The sequence below is a fragment of the Brevundimonas balnearis genome, assembly GCF_042434805.1.
Classification (GTDB): domain Bacteria; phylum Pseudomonadota; class Alphaproteobacteria; order Caulobacterales; family Caulobacteraceae; genus Brevundimonas; species Brevundimonas balnearis.
In genome coordinates this window covers 48,648-64,395 of sequence record NZ_JBHLSW010000004.1, presented here as the reverse complement: position 1 = coordinate 64,395, position 15,748 = coordinate 48,648, and the positions used below count along the sequence as shown (strand labels likewise).

Annotated in this window: 15 protein-coding genes and 1 tRNA gene; 15 read left to right on the top strand and 1 reads right to left on the bottom strand. The window is 71.4% G+C overall.

The features are described 5' to 3' along the window. Nucleotides 1-86: 86 nt before the first annotated feature. The 8 genes from ACFFGE_RS05950 to ACFFGE_RS05915 all read left to right on the top strand — a co-directional run bounded on the left by ACFFGE_RS05950 (nucleotide 87) and on the right by ACFFGE_RS05915 (nucleotide 8,785). Nucleotides 87-1,649: a Do family serine endopeptidase gene (locus tag ACFFGE_RS05950; RefSeq protein WP_376835328.1), complete on the top strand. Its 1,563-nt coding sequence runs from the start codon at nucleotides 87-89 to the stop codon at nucleotides 1,647-1,649. A gap of 70 nt (nucleotides 1,650-1,719) precedes the next feature. After that, nucleotides 1,720-2,391: a response regulator transcription factor gene (locus ACFFGE_RS05945; protein ID WP_376835326.1), complete on the top strand. Its 672-nt coding sequence runs from the start codon at nucleotides 1,720-1,722 to the stop codon at nucleotides 2,389-2,391. A gap of 19 nt (nucleotides 2,392-2,410) precedes the next feature. Then, complete coding sequence (locus ACFFGE_RS05940; protein ID WP_376835324.1) at nucleotides 2,411-3,811, top strand: sensor histidine kinase; 1,401 nt, start codon at nucleotides 2,411-2,413, stop codon at nucleotides 3,809-3,811. After that, on the top strand, nucleotides 3,808-6,636 hold the full coding sequence (locus ACFFGE_RS05935; protein WP_376835322.1) for a bifunctional [glutamine synthetase] adenylyltransferase/[glutamine synthetase]-adenylyl-L-tyrosine phosphorylase: 2,829 nt from the start codon (nucleotides 3,808-3,810) through the stop codon (nucleotides 6,634-6,636). Before ACFFGE_RS05940 ends, ACFFGE_RS05935 begins: the two co-directional genes overlap by 4 nt. Before the next feature lie 79 nt (nucleotides 6,637-6,715). Further along, complete coding sequence (locus tag ACFFGE_RS05930) at nucleotides 6,716-7,225, top strand: EF-hand domain-containing protein (protein ID WP_376835320.1); 510 nt, start codon at nucleotides 6,716-6,718, stop codon at nucleotides 7,223-7,225. A 71-nt stretch (nucleotides 7,226-7,296) separates the two neighbouring features. Further along, nucleotides 7,297-7,860 (top strand): RNA polymerase sigma factor, encoded by a 564-nt coding sequence (locus tag ACFFGE_RS05925; RefSeq protein WP_376835575.1) that lies wholly within the window; start codon nucleotides 7,297-7,299, stop codon nucleotides 7,858-7,860. 2 nt (nucleotides 7,861-7,862) lie between these two features. Continuing rightward, complete coding sequence (locus ACFFGE_RS05920; RefSeq protein ID WP_376835318.1) at nucleotides 7,863-8,297, top strand: hypothetical protein; 435 nt, start codon at nucleotides 7,863-7,865, stop codon at nucleotides 8,295-8,297. Next, a complete protein-coding gene (locus ACFFGE_RS05915; protein WP_376835316.1) occupies nucleotides 8,294-8,785 on the top strand; it encodes a periplasmic heavy metal sensor in 492 nt (163 codons plus the stop codon). The genes ACFFGE_RS05920 and ACFFGE_RS05915 overlap by 4 nt, the downstream gene beginning before the upstream one ends. Before the next feature lie 20 nt (nucleotides 8,786-8,805). Here the strand turns inward: ACFFGE_RS05915 and ACFFGE_RS05910 are convergent, their stop codons facing one another. Further along, on the bottom strand, nucleotides 8,806-9,798 hold the full coding sequence (locus tag ACFFGE_RS05910; RefSeq protein ID WP_376835314.1) for a complex I NDUFA9 subunit family protein: 993 nt from the start codon (nucleotides 9,796-9,798) through the stop codon (nucleotides 8,806-8,808). 148 nt (nucleotides 9,799-9,946) lie between these two features. Here ACFFGE_RS05910 and ACFFGE_RS05905 point away from each other — a divergent pair. From ACFFGE_RS05905 to murG, 7 genes are all read left to right on the top strand, one after another. Further along, nucleotides 9,947-10,033 (top strand) — tRNA-Leu (locus tag ACFFGE_RS05905). 100 nt (nucleotides 10,034-10,133) lie between these two features. Then, nucleotides 10,134-10,748, top strand: coding sequence for a ribonuclease D (locus tag ACFFGE_RS05900; protein WP_376835312.1), 615 nt, complete (start codon nucleotides 10,134-10,136; stop codon nucleotides 10,746-10,748). 2 nt (nucleotides 10,749-10,750) lie between these two features. Continuing rightward, the gene (gene lptC / locus ACFFGE_RS05895) at nucleotides 10,751-11,398 is read left to right on the top strand and encodes an LPS export ABC transporter periplasmic protein LptC (protein WP_376835310.1); all 648 of its coding nucleotides are present in this window, start codon (nucleotides 10,751-10,753) and stop codon (nucleotides 11,396-11,398) included. Between the two features lies 1 nt (nucleotide 11,399). Next, on the top strand, nucleotides 11,400-11,870 hold the full coding sequence (locus tag ACFFGE_RS05890; RefSeq protein ID WP_376835308.1) for an LptA/OstA family protein: 471 nt from the start codon (nucleotides 11,400-11,402) through the stop codon (nucleotides 11,868-11,870). A gap of 11 nt (nucleotides 11,871-11,881) precedes the next feature. Next, nucleotides 11,882-12,727: an LPS export ABC transporter ATP-binding protein gene (gene lptB / locus ACFFGE_RS05885; RefSeq protein ID WP_376835305.1), complete on the top strand. Its 846-nt coding sequence runs from the start codon at nucleotides 11,882-11,884 to the stop codon at nucleotides 12,725-12,727. 308 nt (nucleotides 12,728-13,035) lie between these two features. Then, the gene (gene rpoN / locus ACFFGE_RS05880; protein WP_376835303.1) at nucleotides 13,036-14,526 is read left to right on the top strand and encodes an RNA polymerase factor sigma-54; all 1,491 of its coding nucleotides are present in this window, start codon (nucleotides 13,036-13,038) and stop codon (nucleotides 14,524-14,526) included. A 50-nt stretch (nucleotides 14,527-14,576) separates the two neighbouring features. Then, nucleotides 14,577-15,656, top strand: a complete 1,080-nt coding sequence (gene murG, locus ACFFGE_RS05875; protein WP_376835301.1) for an undecaprenyldiphospho-muramoylpentapeptide beta-N-acetylglucosaminyltransferase — start codon at nucleotides 14,577-14,579, stop codon at nucleotides 15,654-15,656. Nucleotides 15,657-15,748: the final 92 nt, after the last annotated feature.

The window sequence follows — 15,748 nt, the reverse complement described above, 5'->3', positions numbered from 1 at the left end:
CCGGCGTTGGCCATCGGCGGCGCCGCGCTATATCTAGGACGATCAAGGCTTTCGGGCCGACCTCAAGCACGAGACGACGGGACCAGATGGTGAAGCGCAAGGAGTTCATGCTCGGGGCCGCGGTGGGGCTGACCTTCGCGGCGGCGGCGACGGCGGGCGGGGTCATCGACTGGCCGACCGCGCGGGCGGAGACCGTTCAGGCCGGGCGGATCGTTCCGAACTCCGGCGTCGCCGGGGCGGCCTTCGCCCCTCCGCAGGGCGCGCCGCGCTCCTTCGCCGACATCTTCGACCAGGTCGCCCCGGCCGTGGTCCAGATCGACGTCCGGGCCCGCATCCCGACCCCGCGCGGCGGCGGAATGTTCACCATTCCCGGCACGCCCTTCCAGTTCCCCATCCCGCCCGGCGCGCAGCCGCCCGGCCAGGGTCAGGGCGAGGAGGATGAGGGCGTGGTCTCCGAAGGCTCCGGCTCGGGCTTCTTCATCTCGGCCGACGGCTTCATCGTCACCAACAATCACGTGGTCGAGAACGCCGAGGAGATCACGGTGCGTCTCTCGGACGAGCGGGAGTTGACCGCCCGGCTGGTCGGGCGCGACGAGGACACCGACCTCGCCGTGCTCAAGGTCGACGGCGGACCTTTCCCGTTCGTGCAGTTCGAAGGGGACGCCGCGCCGCGCGTCGGCGACTGGGTCCTGGCCGTCGGCAACCCCTTCGGCCTGGGCGGCAGCGCCACGGCGGGCATCGTCTCCAGCACCGGCCGAAACCTGCCGCTGCGCGAAGGCACCTTCACCGACTTCCTGCAGATCGACGCCGCCATCAACCGGGGCAACTCGGGCGGTCCGACGTTCGACATCTACGGCCGCGTCGTCGGCGTGAACACCGCCATCTTCACGCCCACCGGCGGGTCGGTCGGCGTGGGCTTCGCCATCCCTGCCTCCACCGCCAAGACCATCACCGACCGCCTGATGCGCGGCGAGCAGATCGAGCGCGGGTATCTGGGCGTGGAGATCGGCAATGTCCTGGAGGACCAGCGCGACGCCCTGGGCCTGCCCTCCGACTTCCGCGGCGCCTACATCAACAGCGTGACGCCCGACACCCCCGCCGACCGGGCGGGCCTGCGTCCGGGCGACATCGTGACGGCCGTGGACGGGCGGGCGGTCGACGGATCGACCGAGGTCACCCGCGCCGTCGCGGCCAAGCGGCCCGGCGAGACGCTGCGTCTCGAGGTCCTGCGCGAAGGACGCCGCCAGACCGTCGAGGTGCGTGTCGGACTCCGGCCCCGGAACCTGGGCGCCGAGACCGGCCCCGCGCCTTCGGTCGAGGAGCCGACGCCGGAGGCTCCGGCCGGCGAGACCGTCGTCGGTCTTCGCGTCGCCCCTGTCAGCGCGACGTTGCGTCAACGCTACGACCTGCCCGCGAACGTGGGCGGCCTGGTCATCACCTCGGTCGAGCCGCAATCGACGGCGGCCCGGATCGGCTTCGAGCCGGGCATGGTGATCCTCCAGGCCAATCAGCGACCCGTCGCCTCGGCGGCGGATCTGCGCGCCGTGGTGCAGGCCGCCCGCGCCGCGAACCGCACGGGTGTTCTGCTGCTGGTCCGCACCAGCCAGGGCAACCGCCCTGTGGTGCTGGAGCTTCCGGACGCGGAGTAATGCGGCGCGCCCTGGATCGCGTTAGCATCCGGGGCGATTCCGCCATGAGAGACCTCGGGGGAGGGGTTTGATGCGCATTCTGGTCGTCGAGGACGACGCCGAGGCCGCCGGCGCCATGGTGCGCGGCCTGTCTGAGGCCGGGCACGAGGTCACCCACGCTGTGGACGGCGCCTATGGTCTGCTGGAGGCGCAGAAGGGCGGCTACGACGTCTACGTCGTGGACCGCATGATGCCGCGCCTCGACGGGGTCGGGATGGTCGAGACCCTGCGCGGCGGCGGCGATCAGACGCCGGTGCTGTTCCTGTCGGCGTTGGGCGAGGTCGAGGACCGGGTGACGGGCCTCAAGGCCGGCGCCGACGACTATCTGGTCAAGCCCTACGCCTTCGCCGAGCTGATCGCGCGGGTCGAGGCCCTGTCGCGACGGCGTGAGACCGGCGGGGTGCAGACGGTGCTGAAGGTCGGCGACCTGGAGATGAACCTGATCGCCCGCACCGTCCATCGCGCGGGTCAGGAGATCGACCTGCAGCCGCGCGAATTCCAGCTGCTGGAGTTCCTGATGCGCCACGCCGGCCAGTCGGTGACCCGCACCATGCTGCTGGAGAAGGTCTGGGAGTACCACTTCGACCCTCAGACAAACGTCATCGACGTGCACATCAGCCGCCTGCGGGCGAAGATCGACAAGGGCTTCGACCGGGCCATGCTCCAGACCGTGCGCGGCGCGGGGTACCGGCTGGAGGCGTGAGCCCCGGCCGGCGTCGCCGATGAAACTCCCCTCCCTTTTCCGCCGCACGCCGTTCAGGGTGACGCTGCTGTTCGTGGCGCTGTTCGCGGCGGCGGCGAGCGCGATCCTGGGATGGGTCTACGTCACCTCGGCCGAGGAGGCGCGGGCGCGGGCGGAAGCCGATATTCGCACCGAGGTGGAGGTGCTGAGCGCCATTCACCGCGAGCGGGGGATCGAGGCGCTGAACGCCGCCCTTGTCGAGCGCACGGCCCGGGGCGGCACCTATCTGTATCTCCTGATGCGGGCCGACGGGACGCCCATCACCGGCAACATCAGCGTCTCGCCGATCGAGGACTTCGATGGAGAGACGCGGTGGCAGACGTTCCGTCTGACCGGCAATGACGAGGCGGGACGGGTGGTGCGGCCGCAGTCTTTGGGAGTCCAGATGCGGCTCACGGGCGGGCAGATGCTGTTCGTCGGCCAGGACATCGGCGACATCGAGCGCTATCTGGGTCGGCTGACCCAGGCGCTCTGGGCCTCGATGCTGGCGGTGCTGCTGCTGGGCGTCGGCGGGGGCCTGTTCATCAGCCGCAACGTCGAGCGGTCCATGGCGCGGCTGAACCGCGTCGTGACCGCCGTCGAGGGCGGCGACCTCTCCGCTAGGGCCGAGGTGCGCGGCTCCGGAGATGAGATCGACGAGCTGGGCCAGGGCCTGAACCACATGCTGGATCGGCTTCAGGCCTCGATGGCCTCGATTCGCCACGCCGGCGACGCCATCGCCCACGATTTGCGCTCGCCGCTGACCCGGATGCGGGCCAAGCTTGAGGTCGCTTTGATCGACGCCGAGGCTGGCCGCATCGACGGCGCCGACGCCCTTCAGACGGCGCTGGGGGAGGCCGATCACCTGCTCAAGACCTTCAACACCGTCCTGGCCATCGCCCGCCTGCAGGCGGCCTCCGAGCCGCCGGATCCCGAGCTGTTCGACGCCGCGACCCTGGCTGCAGACATGGCCGAGCTCTACGAACCCGCCGCCGAGGACAAAGGCCTGGAGTTCTCCGCCGAGATCGAGACGGGACTGATGCTGAAGGCCAACCAGCCGTTCCTCGCCCAGGCGCTCGCCAACGTCATCGACAACGCCATCAAATACACGCCCGAGGGCGGCGCCGTGATGCTTAGGGCGCGCCGCCGCTCGTCGGGCGAGGTGGAGTTCTCGGTCACCGACACCGGGCCCGGCGTGCCCGACGAGGATCGCCAGCGCGTCGTCGAGCGGTTCGTTCGACTGGACAACAGCCGCAGCCAGGCGGGCGCGGGCCTGGGCCTGTCGCTGGTCACCGCCGTGCTCGACGCCCATCGCGGCCGGGTCGAGCTGGACGAGGGCCCCGGAGCCTACGGCGGCTCCGGGCCGGGGCTGCGGGTCGCGCTGGTCCTGCCGCCGGCATGAGGTTGGCGGACCGGATCAGGCCCTGCGGTCCCATCGTCGACCCCGTCGCGGCCGAGCGGGCGCGCGACGATCTGGCGGGTCCCGAGCCGTGGGAGGCGCTGGCGCCGGTCTTCGCCGCCTCGCCCTATCTCACCGCGCTCTGTCGACGGGATCCCGGACGTCTCACCGCGACATTGGACGCCGATCCGCAGGCCCGGTTGCGCGACATCCTGGCTCGGACCGACGCGCTGACCGGCGGCGCGGACGGGGTCCGCGCCCCGCTCCGGCGCCTGAAGGGCGACCTGCATCTCCTGACGGCGCTCGCCGATCTGGGCGGCGTGTGGGATCTGGATCGCGTCACGCAGGCGCTCAGCGATTTCGCCGACGCCGCCGTTCGCGCGACCCTGAGGGCGCTGGCCCACGATCTACGCGCGCGCGGCGCCCTCAGGACCCCGCCGGACGATCGGCGCGGGCCTGTTCCCGGCCTCTTTCTTCTGGCGATGGGGAAGCACGGGGCGGGTGAACTGAACTACTCGTCGGATATCGATGTGTCGGTGTTCTGGGAGCCGGAGGTCGTGAGCGAGGCCCTGGCCGAGGGTGTCGAGCCGCAGCGGGCCATGGACCGGCTGGCGCAGGGGTTGGCGAGCCTGCTGTCCGAACGCACCGGCGAGGGCTACGTCTTTCGCACCGACCTGCGCCTCCGGCCCGACCCCTCCTCGACGCCCCCGGCCGTGGCCGCGCCGATGGCGCTCGCCTACTACGAATCCGTGGGTCAGAACTGGGAGCGCGCCGCCTTCATCAAGGCCCGGGCGATAGCGGGGGACCTGGCCGAGGGCGAGGCCTTCCTGAAGGCGCTGAGGCCCTTCGTCTGGCGCCGCAGCCTGGACTATCCGGCGATCCTCGACATCCAGTCGATCAAGCGGCAGATTCACGCCCACAAGACCGGCGACGGCCTGAGCGCAGCGGGGGCCAACCTGAAGCTCGGCCGGGGCGGCATCCGCGAGATCGAGTTCTACGCCCAGACCCAGCAGCTGATCCTCGGTGGTCGCGACCCGGCCCTGCGGGCGCCGCGCACCCTCGACGCGCTGGCGGCGCTGGCGGTCGCCGATCGCATCCCCGTCGAGGTCGCCCAGGCGTTGTCGATCGCCTACGTCCGCCTGCGGACGCTCGAGCATCGGGTCCAGATGCTGGAGGACGAGCAGACCCACGTCCTGCCGCAGGACGCGGCGCGCCGGCGCGCTGTGGCGGCGCTGGCGGGGGAGGGAGACCTCGCCGTCTTCGACGCCGAGGTCGAGATGCTGCTGGGGAGCGTGAACGCACGCTACGGCGAGCTGTTCGCGGACGAGGAGGACCTCTCGTCACCCTGGGGCAGCCTGGTCTTCACGGGGGTGGAGAACGATCCCGAGACCCTGCTCACCCTGGACCGGATGGGCTTCGACGATCCAGCGTCGGTCAGCGCGACGATCCGGGCATGGCATCACGGCCGGATTCCCGCGACGCGCACCGCGCGGGGCCGCGAGCTGTTCACACGGCTGGCCCCCCGCCTGCTGACCGCGGCCGCCCAGACCGGCGCCCCCAACGCGGCCTTCACGCGCTTCTCGGCCTTCTTCTCGAACCTGTCGGCGGGGGTGCAGGTCCAGGCCCTGTTCCTCAACCAGCCGGAGCTGTTCGCCCTGATCGTGCGGGTCATGGCGTTCGCGCCCAAGCTGGCCCGAGCGCTGGCGCGGCACCCGGCGACGCTGGACAGCATCCTGGACGAACGCTTCCTGGCGCCGCTGGACGAGGATTCCGGCGTGCTGGACGAGATCGCGCGCGCGGCCGACGGCGCCGACTTCGAGGACGCCATGAATCGCGTCCGGCGCGCCGCGCGGGAACAGGCCTTCCGGATCGGGCTTCAGACCATTCTCGGGCGAGCGGGCGCCGAAGCGGCCGGGCGAGCCTTCACGGCGCTGGCCGACGCTGCGCTCGCCGCCCTGGCGCCCGCGGCCCTGAGCGAGGCGGCGCGCATCGGCGGCGCCTTCCCCGGCGCGGTGGCCGTGGTGGCGCTGGGCAAGGCCGGGTCTCGCGAGATGACGGCGTCCTCCGACCTCGACTTGATGACCGTCTACGCGGCGCCGGACGGGGCGGTGTCGGCGATCAGGGGCTGGGCGGCGGACGTGTTCTACGCGCGCTTCACGCAAAGGCTGATCGCGGCGCTGTCGACCCAGACCGGCGAGGGCGGCCTCTATGAGGTGGACATGCGGCTGAGGCCTTCGGGCTCGGCCGGCCCGGTCTCGGTCAGCCTGAAGGCGCTTCAGGACTACTATGCCGGCGAAGCCGCGACCTGGGAATTCCTGGCCCTGACCCGCGCGCGGGTCGCCTGGGCCAGCGACGCCGCCTTCGGCCGACAGGTCGCCGACGCCATGGAAGCGGCGCTGAGGCAGCCGCGACCGGACGTGGACGTCGCGGCCGATGTCCTGGCCATGCGCCGGCTGATGGAGCGCGAGCGTCCGGCGAAGGACTTCTGGGACCTGAAACTGGCCCCCGGCGGCCTGGTGGACGCGGAGTTCGCCGCCCAGTTCCTGCAGCTCAGGGCGGCGGCGGCGGGCGGCCCCCTGACCGTGTCCACCCTGCAGGCCCTCGCCGATGAGCCCGACCTGGCGTCGGCCTGGCGCGTTCAGCAGCGGCTGGCCCAGGTGCTGGCCTGCGCCCTGGACGAGCGGGGCGACGTCGAGGACGAACCGAGCGGCTTCAAGCAGAGACTCGCCGAGGCCGCCGACGTGCGCGATTTCCCGGCCCTGAAGACTCGACTGAGCGAACTCCGGTCCGCCGCCCGGGCGCGCCTTCTCCGGCTGCTCCAGAGCTGAGCGACGGACTCCGGCCTGCTCTGCGTTTCAGTTCCGTGGGGCGAGCATCGCGGCGAGCGTCGCCGGACGGAGACAAGACATGAAGCGCATCATCTATGGGACGGCCTTCGGGCTGATCGTGCTGACGGCTGGCGCGGCCATAGCGCAGGAACCCCGCGGTCCCGGCGGGCCCGGCATGGCCATGGCCCGGGCGGACGCCGACGGCGACGGGATCATCACCCGCGACGAGTTCGTCGAGGCTCGGCTGGCGTCGTTGCGTCGCCTCGACGCCGACGCGAACGGTACGGTCACCCGGGAGGAGGCCGAGGCCGCCCGCACGCAGCTTCAGGCCCAGGCGGAGGCCCGCGCCGAAACGCGCGCCGAACGCCGGCGCGAACGCAATCAGCGCCGCGCCGATCGCCGGATGGAGCGGCTGCCGATCACCCTGGCCGAGGCCGAAGCCCAGGCGACCGCGGGCTTCGACCGGTTCGACGCCAACGGGGACGGTCGGCTGACTACTGAGGAGATGGACGAGGCCCGCGCCCGCATGTGGGCCGCGCGCGCGGGCGCGGGTGGATTTCCGGGCTCGCCGGACGGCGGGGAGGAGTAGTAGGTCTGATGACGGACGAGGCGGCGACCCTATTCGCGCCGCCGCTCGCTTGGACGGCGGATCGAGGCGGCTTGGCGCGGGTGGACGATCCTGACGAGGACCTGATTCGCCGTGTCGCGCGCGGCGATCCCGCAGCCGTTCAGGCGATGGTGGCGAGGAAGCTGCCGCGTATGGTTTCGCTCGCCTACCGCATGCTGGGCGACGCCTCCGAAGCGGAGGACGTCGCCCAGGAAGCCATGTTCAAGGCGTGGCGACAGGCCCCGCGATGGCGCCCGGGCCAGGCCCGCTTCGACACTTGGCTGCACCGCGTGGCGCTGAATCTCTGCTACGACCGGTTGCGACGGCGACGCGAGGTCACGCTGGACGCCTTGCCCGACGGGCCCGACGAGAGCGCCGACCCCGCGCGGGGGCTTGAAGCTCGTGACGTCGGAGTCCGGGTGAAGGCCGCCCTGGCCCGGTTGCCCGAACGCCAGCGTGAGGCGATCGTGCTTTGTCACTACCAGGAACTGACCAACATCGAGGCGGCGAGTCTGATGGCGGTCAGCGTCGAGGCCTTGGAGAGCCTGCTGTCGCGCGGACGGCGGGCCCTCCGACAGACGCTGATGGAGATCGCGCCCGAACGGGCGGGAGGCTGAAGATGGATGCGACAAGACTCAGTGAACTGGCGGACGCCTACGGAGCGGACTGGCGGCGCTGGCCCGAGACGGAGCGCGATGCGGCCAGGTCGTTGCTCGCGCGCGATCCGGAGCTGGAGCGCGTTCTGTTCGAGGCGCGGGGGCTGGACGCCATACTTCACGCCGCGCCTCGTCTGGACGTGAGCGCGCGACTGCGGGAGCGGGTCATCGACGCGGCTCCCAAAGCGCGCAAGGGGCCATTCGCGTGGGCGCCCCGGGCGACTTCGCGTGCGCCTCGCTCCGCTTGGCTGTCCGGCGCGGGCGTGGCGGCGGCGGTCTGCGCGGGGCTGCTCGTCGGCGAAGCGGCGGTCAGCCGAGCGGCGATCGACATCCAGGCGGACGTGGTGCTGTACCAGGCTGCGGCCGACGGCGTGGACGATACGGAGATTCTGCAATGACGCCGCGCCTGTTGGGCATCCTGCTGGCCGTCTCCTTGGCGTTGAACGCTTTTGCGGTGGCCGGCGGCGTCGCGGCCTGGATGCAGTGGAAGGAGATCGAGGCGCGCGTGTCCGAGCGCCTGCCACGCCGCGGCGGCCCGTTTGGCCCGGCCCTGGCTCAGCTGGAGCCGGAAACCCGTGAACGCGTGCTGGCCTCGATGAGAGAGGCTGCGCTGGCCGCCCGTCCGGACTTCGAGGCCGCGCGGGCCGCGCGTCGCGAGGCCGTCGCGCTGTCCCAGGCGGCAGTCTTCGACCCAGCGGCGGTCGCGGCCCTGCTGGAACAGTCGCGTCAGGCCGAGGTGCGCGGTCGCGGCCGGCTGGAAGGGGCGATGCTGGAAACGTTCGAGACGCTGACGCCTGAGGAACGGGCGGTGCTCAGTCCTGTTCTGTCGCGCCGGATGAAGGGGCTGCGCGGCGCCGAGCGGTCGGGTCCGCCCCCGTCCGCGTGAGCCCAGAGCTTCGGTGTCCCTCAGGCCGGCAGCGCGTCTTCCGTCTGGCGTGGAGCTTCGGCGAACTGGCCGCCGCGGCGATAGCGCCACAGATAGCTGGGGGCGATGGCCTCGAGCCCGGTCGGCTGGACGCCGAGGTCGGTCAGACCAGGCGCGCCGGCGGAGACGATGTTGTCGCTCTGCAGCATCAGCACCTGGTCGCGCGTCAGCTGCGGCGCGACGCCGATCACCGCCGTGAGCTGGGCGAAGCTGCCCAGGATGCGCGCCGCCATGAAGGGGATGGGCAGCAGGATTCGCTGCCGCTTGGTCTCCCGCAGGATCAGTTCGAGGATCTGCTTGAAGCTGAACACCTCGGGCCCGCCGAGCTCGAACGTCCGGCCTCGGGCGTCGGCGCGCTCCAGGCCCGCCGCGATCGCCTCGGCGACGTCGCCGACATAGACCGGCTGGAACTTCGTCACGCCGCCGCCGATCAGGGGCAGGGCGGGAGCCATCGTCGCCAGGCTCGCGAAGCGATTCAGGAATCCGTCCCCGTGCCCGAACACGATCGACGGACGCAGGATCACCGCATGGGGCATGGCGTCGCGCACGACCACTTCCGCCTCGCCCTTGGTGCGGGCGTAGCCGGCTGCGGCGTTCTGGTCCGCGCCGATGGCCGAGATGTGGACCAGCTGTTCGACGCCCTTCTCGCGGCAGACTTCGGCGATGTGCCGGGCGCCGTCCACATGGGCGGCCTGGAAGCTTCTGCCGCCGCCCTCGAACAGCAGGCCCACCAGATTGACCGCCGCGTCCGCCCCTTCGAGCGCCGCCGCCACGTCCTCCCGACGGGTGATGTCGCAGCGCATGGCCTGGATCTGCCCGATGTCTCCGAGCGGACGGAGCGGCCCGGCGAGGTGAGGCTTCCTGACGGCCACGCGCACGCGCCAGCCGCGCTTGGCCAGCGCCCTGACCGCCTGGGCGCCCACGAAGCCGGAACCGCCGAACACCACGACGACCTTGCCCGCCATCTGAGCCATGTGACCCGCTCTCCGAAACCTGTGTGCGCGGATTAGACGATGGCGCCTTGCGCCGCAACGCGAGGGGTCGTCGCGGGGGGTGCGAAAGGGCTGTTGACCGCACCCGTCGCCTGCCTTAAGGGTCCGCGCCTTCCGGTCGAGAGATCGGGCCCAGGTGGCGGAATTGGTAGACGCGCTGGCTTCAGGTGCCAGTGGCTTAACGGCCGTGGAGGTTCGAGTCCTCTCCTGGGCACCAGTTATGAGAAGGGCGTCGGAGCGATCCGGCGCCCTTCTTGGTTTCCGCGCCTATCGCCTCGCGGCCCCGGCTCGGCTATCGGAGGCGTGAAGGAGACGTGATGACGGTTCACCTGCATGAGGGCGACCTGCCGGACGGCCTGGACCTCGGCCCGGTGGTGGCCGTGGATTCCGAGACCCTGGGATTGCGGTTCCGACGCGATCCGCTTTGTGTCGTGCAGCTGTCGTCCGGCGACGGCGACGCCCATGTGGTTCGTCTGAACCGGCCGGCCTACGACTGCCCGAACCTGAAGCGGCTGCTGGCCGATCCGGCGGTGCTGAAGCTGTTCCACTTCGGGCGCTTCGACATCGCCATGTTCCTGCTGCACCTGGGCGTGGAGACCCGGCCGGTCTACTGCACCAAGATCGGTTCGAAGCTGGCGCGCACCTACACCGACCGCCATGGCCTGAAGGACGTGACGCGCGAGCTGGCGGGGGTGGAGATCTCCAAGGCGCAGCAGAGCTCGGACTGGGGCGCGACGACCCTGACCCAGGCGCAGGTCGATTACGCCGCCTCCGACGTCCTCTATCTTCATGCGGTGAAGGCGAAGCTGGACGAGATGCTGGCGCGTGAGGGACGCACCGAGCTGGCCCAGGCCTGTTTCGACTTCCTGCCGGTGCGGGCGCGCCTGGACCTCGAGGGCTGGGACGAGATCGACATCTTCGCGCACGCCTGACGATGGACGAGCTGGAGCGCCGCACGCAAGCCGACGAGGCCCGGGTCGCCCGGACCGCCGAACGCTTCCGCGCGCGGGCCCGACGGGTGCAGCTGGCGAGACGGGTGCTGCCGGCGGCGATTCTGGTGCTGGCGGGCGGGGCGCTGAGCTGGACGGTGCTGCGGACCGTCATCTCCGGCGTGGAGCGCGAGGCGAGCGAGAGCCGGGAGATCCGGCTCGACAACCCCGTCTTCCACGGACAGGACGCCCTGGGCCGCTCATTCGTGATCGGAGCCGAAGGCGCGGTGCGCGACCCTCAGACCGGCTTCTTCCGCCTGAACGGGCCGGTGCTGCGGCTCAACATGGGCGGCGACGCCGTCACCGAGCTGACCGCCGACGCCGGCGTCTACGACCAGGCCAGAAAGACCGTCACCCTCGGCGCCAACGTGCGGATCGTGGACGCGGACTCGGGCTTCCGGTTGACCAGCCCGGAGGCGGTGGTGGACACCGATACCGGCGTCGTGACCGGCGACAAGGGCATAGAGGGGACCGGCCCTCTTGGAACCATCCGCGCTTCGGCCTATGCCATTCACGATCAGGGCGAACGCATCGAGCTCTTCGGGCGGCCCGGAGAGAAGGTGCGCGGCACTCTCAGCGTCGCGGGCGACTGACATGACGAAGCTGACCTCAATCCTCGCCGTCGCGGTGATCGCCGCGTCCGCCGTGGCCGCATCGGTCTCCGCGCAGACCGCGCCGAGCCGCGAGCCGATCATGTACGGCGCGAACACCGGCGAGTACACGCCGACCGGCATCGCGCTGCGTGGCGACGCGGAAATCCTGCAGGGGCAGAACCGGCTGCGGGCGGAGGCGGTGGAGGTCACCCTGACGAACGGCGCCATCACGCGGATCGAGGCGAGCGGCGGCGTCTACTACGTCACCCCGGAACAGACCCTGCGCGGGGATCGCGCCACCTATGCGGTCTCGACCGGCGTGGTGACGGTCACCGGCGACGTCATCCTGACCCAGGGTCAGAACGTCCTGACCGGCTCGACCGCCACCTATGACGTGGACAGCCGCACGGCGCGCCTGTCGGGCGGCTCCAGCGGCCGGGTCGAGGGCGTCTTCTACCCCGAGCAGAACTGAGCGCCGACGACGTGCCGCGCAAAGAGCTGTCCCTTCTGAACCGCGCCCCCCAGGCGGCCGCGGAAGCGACGCCGATCGGCGACGTGGACCCTCGGCCCAAGGGGCTGCGCGTCGAGCATATCGCACGCGCCTTCGGGGCGCGTCAGGTGGTGCGCGACGTCTCCCTGACCGTCCAGCGCGGCGAGGTGGTGGGCCTGCTGGGCCCCAACGGCGCGGGCAAGACGACCTGCTTCTACATGATCACCGGCCTGATCCCGCCGGACTCCGGCCGCATCTGGCTGGACGGCGAGGACATCACGCCCCAGCCCATGTACCAGCGCGCCCGCATGGGCCTGGGCTATCTGGCGCAGGAGGCCTCGATCTTCCGGGGCATGACGGTGGCGGAGAACGTCGCCGCCGTCGCCGAGCTCAACACGCCGAAGGACGAGGTCTGGGCCGAGGTGGATCGCCTGCTCGAGGAACTGCACATCGGGCATCTGAAGCAGGCTCCGGCCGGCGGCCTGTCGGGCGGGGAGCGGCGCCGGGTGGAGATCGCCCGCGCCCTGGCGGGCAAGCCCAGCTTCATGCTGCTGGACGAGCCGTTCGCCGGCATCGACCCCCTGGCCATCGCCGACATCCGCCAGGTGATCCGCTATCTGGCCGAGCGGGGGATCGGGGTGCTGATCACCGACCACAACGTGCGCGAGACGCTGGAGATCACCGACCGCGCCGCCATCATCTCGGCCGGTCAGGTGCTGTTCGAGGGCGCGCCGGAGGACATCATCGCCGATCCGGAGGTGCGCCGCGTCTATCTGGGCGACCTCTACGATCCGGACGCCCATCCGGCGCCGAAGGGGCGGCGCAAGGTGAAGGACTAGGTGAGATGCCGGAGGCGAGGTGAGCGACGTCGCCGGCGCTGGCGTTTCTTGTCGTCGCGCTCGGGACCTTGGCGGTCGGTGCGTTCGGAGGCGTCGCCTTCGTCGTCTGGACGTTCGGGACCGGCTGCGATGCAGCGCTAGATCCGTGGGACGTGCCGGAGCGGAGCCAAGCGGCTTCATGATCTCCTCCCCGTGCAACGGGGAAGGAGAAGGGCGTGGCTTCAACCCGCGTTAACCCCTCGCCGCCACTCTGGGCTTTAGCAAGTTTCGGGCCATTCGGTCCGAGCCTTTCGGGAGCTGGGGCGGACGTGCTCGGACAGAGGCTTGAGATCCGGCAGGGCCAGGGGCTGGTGGTCACGCCCCAGCTGCAGCAGGCGATCAAGCTGCTGCAGCTCTCCAATCTGGAGCTCGAGGCCTTCGTCGAGCAGGAGCTGGAGCGCAACCCGCTGCTGGCGCGCGAGGACGCCGAGGGCGAAGCCGAGCCCGTCGCCGAGACCCCCGACCGCGAGCTGAGCCTGGACGACGCCGGGGCCGAAGAGGCGGCCGGGGCCATGGATGCCCGCGCCGACGACCTCTACGGCGAGGCCAGCCCGGGCGAGCGGGTGAGCGATCGCGCCGACGAGACCGCCCAGCCGGGGCTCGCGGACTGGTCCGCCGTAGGGCGCGGCGGCGCGGCGCCCGAGGATCTGGACGGCGACCGGCCGGACCGGCGCGAGTTGACCCTGTGGGAACACCTCCAGGCCCAGGCGTCGTCCGCCAGGCTGTCGACCGCCGACCACGCCATCGCGCTGGCCCTGATCGATCAGGTCGACGAGGGCGGTTACCTGCGCGGCGAATTGGCCGAGGTCGCCGACCGCCTGGGCTGCGGCCTCGATCGCGTCGAGGCGGTGCTGGCGGTCTGCCACGGGTTCGAGCCGACCGGGATCATGGCGCGCTCGGTGCCGGAGTGCCTGAAGCTGCAGCTGATCGAGCGCAACCGCTTCGACCCGGCTATGGCGGCGCTGGTGGAGAATCTGGAGCTGCTGGCCCGGCGCGACCTGGCGGGCCTGCGCAAGGTCTGCGGCGTCGACGCCGAGGATCTGACCGACATGATCGCCGAGCTGAAGGCGCTGACGCCTCGGCCCGGCGCGGGCTTCGGCGGCGAGCCGGCCCAGACCCTGATCCCCGACGTGCACGTGCGGCCCGATCCGGCGGGCGGCTGGCGGGTCGAGCTGAACACCGACACCCTGCCGCGCGTCCTGGTCGACAAGCGCTATCACGCCGTCGTCGCCGGCGCGGCGCGCTCGGACACCGAAAAGGCCTTCGTCGCCGACTGCGCGGCCCAGGCCAACTGGCTGGTCAAGTCGCTGGACCAGCGGGCCAAGACCATCTTGAAGGTGGCGTCGGAGATCGTTCGCCAGCAGGACGCGTTCCTGGCGTTCGGGGTCGAGTTCCTGCGCCCCCTGAACCTCAAGACCGTCGCAGACGCCATCGGCATGCACGAATCCACCGTCAGCCGCGTGACATCGAACAAATACGTCGCCACGCCGCGCGGCGTGTTCGAGCTGAAGTTTTTCTTCACCGCCGCGATCCAGTCCTCGGACGGGGGCGCGACCCACTCGGCCGAGGCGGTGCGCCACCGCATCAAGTCGATGATCGAGGCCGAGGCGGCCGGCGCGGACGTGCTGTCGGACGACCGCATCGTCGAGCTGCTGAAGGAAGCCGGCATCGACATCGCGCGCCGCACCGTCGCCAAGTATCGCGAGGCCCTGCGGATTCCCTCGTCCGTCGAGCGCAAGCGGATGCTGAAGACAGCGTGACGTGAGGCGCGGCGGGTGACGTGTGCGCCCGGCTTCGCTAGACCGCAGGGATGCGCGCAGCCTACAGAACCGCCGTCGTCGCCGCCGGGGGCACCGGCGGCCACATGTTTCCCGCCGAGGCCCTGGCCCGGGAGCTGACCGCGCGCGGCTGGCGGGTGGTGCTGGCCACCGACCGGCGCGGCGAGGCCTACGCCCACGCCTTTCCCGCCGAGGAACGATTGGCGCTGGACGCCGCCACCGGCTCAGGGCCCGTCGGATTGATGAAGGCGGGCGTGGCCATCCTGAAGGGCGTGGTGCAGGCGCGGGCGGCGTTCAATCGGCTGCAGGTCGACGTGGTGGTCGGCTTCGGCGGCTACCCTTCGGCGCCCGCCCTGCTGGCGGCCCTCAGCCAGGGACGGCCGACCCTGATCCACGAACAGAACGCGGTGCTGGGCCGCACCAACCGCCTGCTGGCCGGACGGGTGCGGGCGGTGGCGTCCTCGTTTCCGACGCTGGAGAAGACCCCGGCGGGCGTGACGCCGCATGTGGTCGGAAGCCCGGTGAGGGCCGAGATCGCGGCGCTCTACGACCACCCTTACGACGCGCCGACCGAAGAGATTCGCGTGCTGGTCACCGGCGGCAGCCAGGGCGCGCGGGTGCTGAGCGAGACCGCGCCCCGGGCGCTGGCGGCCCTGCCCCAGGCGCTGCGGGATCGGCTGCACGTCCAGCAGCAGTCCCGGCCCGAGACGCTGGAGGCGGCGCTGAACCTGTACAACGACGCCGGAATCGCCTGCGAGGTCGCGCCCTTCTTCCGTGACATGGCGGGGCGTCTGGGCCGGGCGCATCTGGTGATCGGGCGCGCGGGAGCCTCGACCTGTTCGGAGCTGGCGGTGGTCGGGCGGCCCTCGATCCTCGTGCCCCTGAAGATCGCCACTGACGACCACCAGCGGCTGAACGCGCGGCTGCTGACCGACGTGGGCGCGGCCGAAGTCATCCTTGAGGACGACCTCACCGTCGAGCGCCTGAGCCGGGCGGTCGAGGCGATGCTGAGCGATCCGGCGGCCCTGGCGGCGAAGGCGGCGGCGGCCCGATCCGTCGCCATTCCCGACGCCGCGCGGCGTCTGGCGGATCTGGTCGAAAGCCGGGCGTAGATTCCTTCCCCGTTCACGGGGGAGGGGGACCGCGAAGGGGTGGAGGGGGCGACCCCAGACGCCGACGCTTGAAGTCGCCCCCTCCACCACCC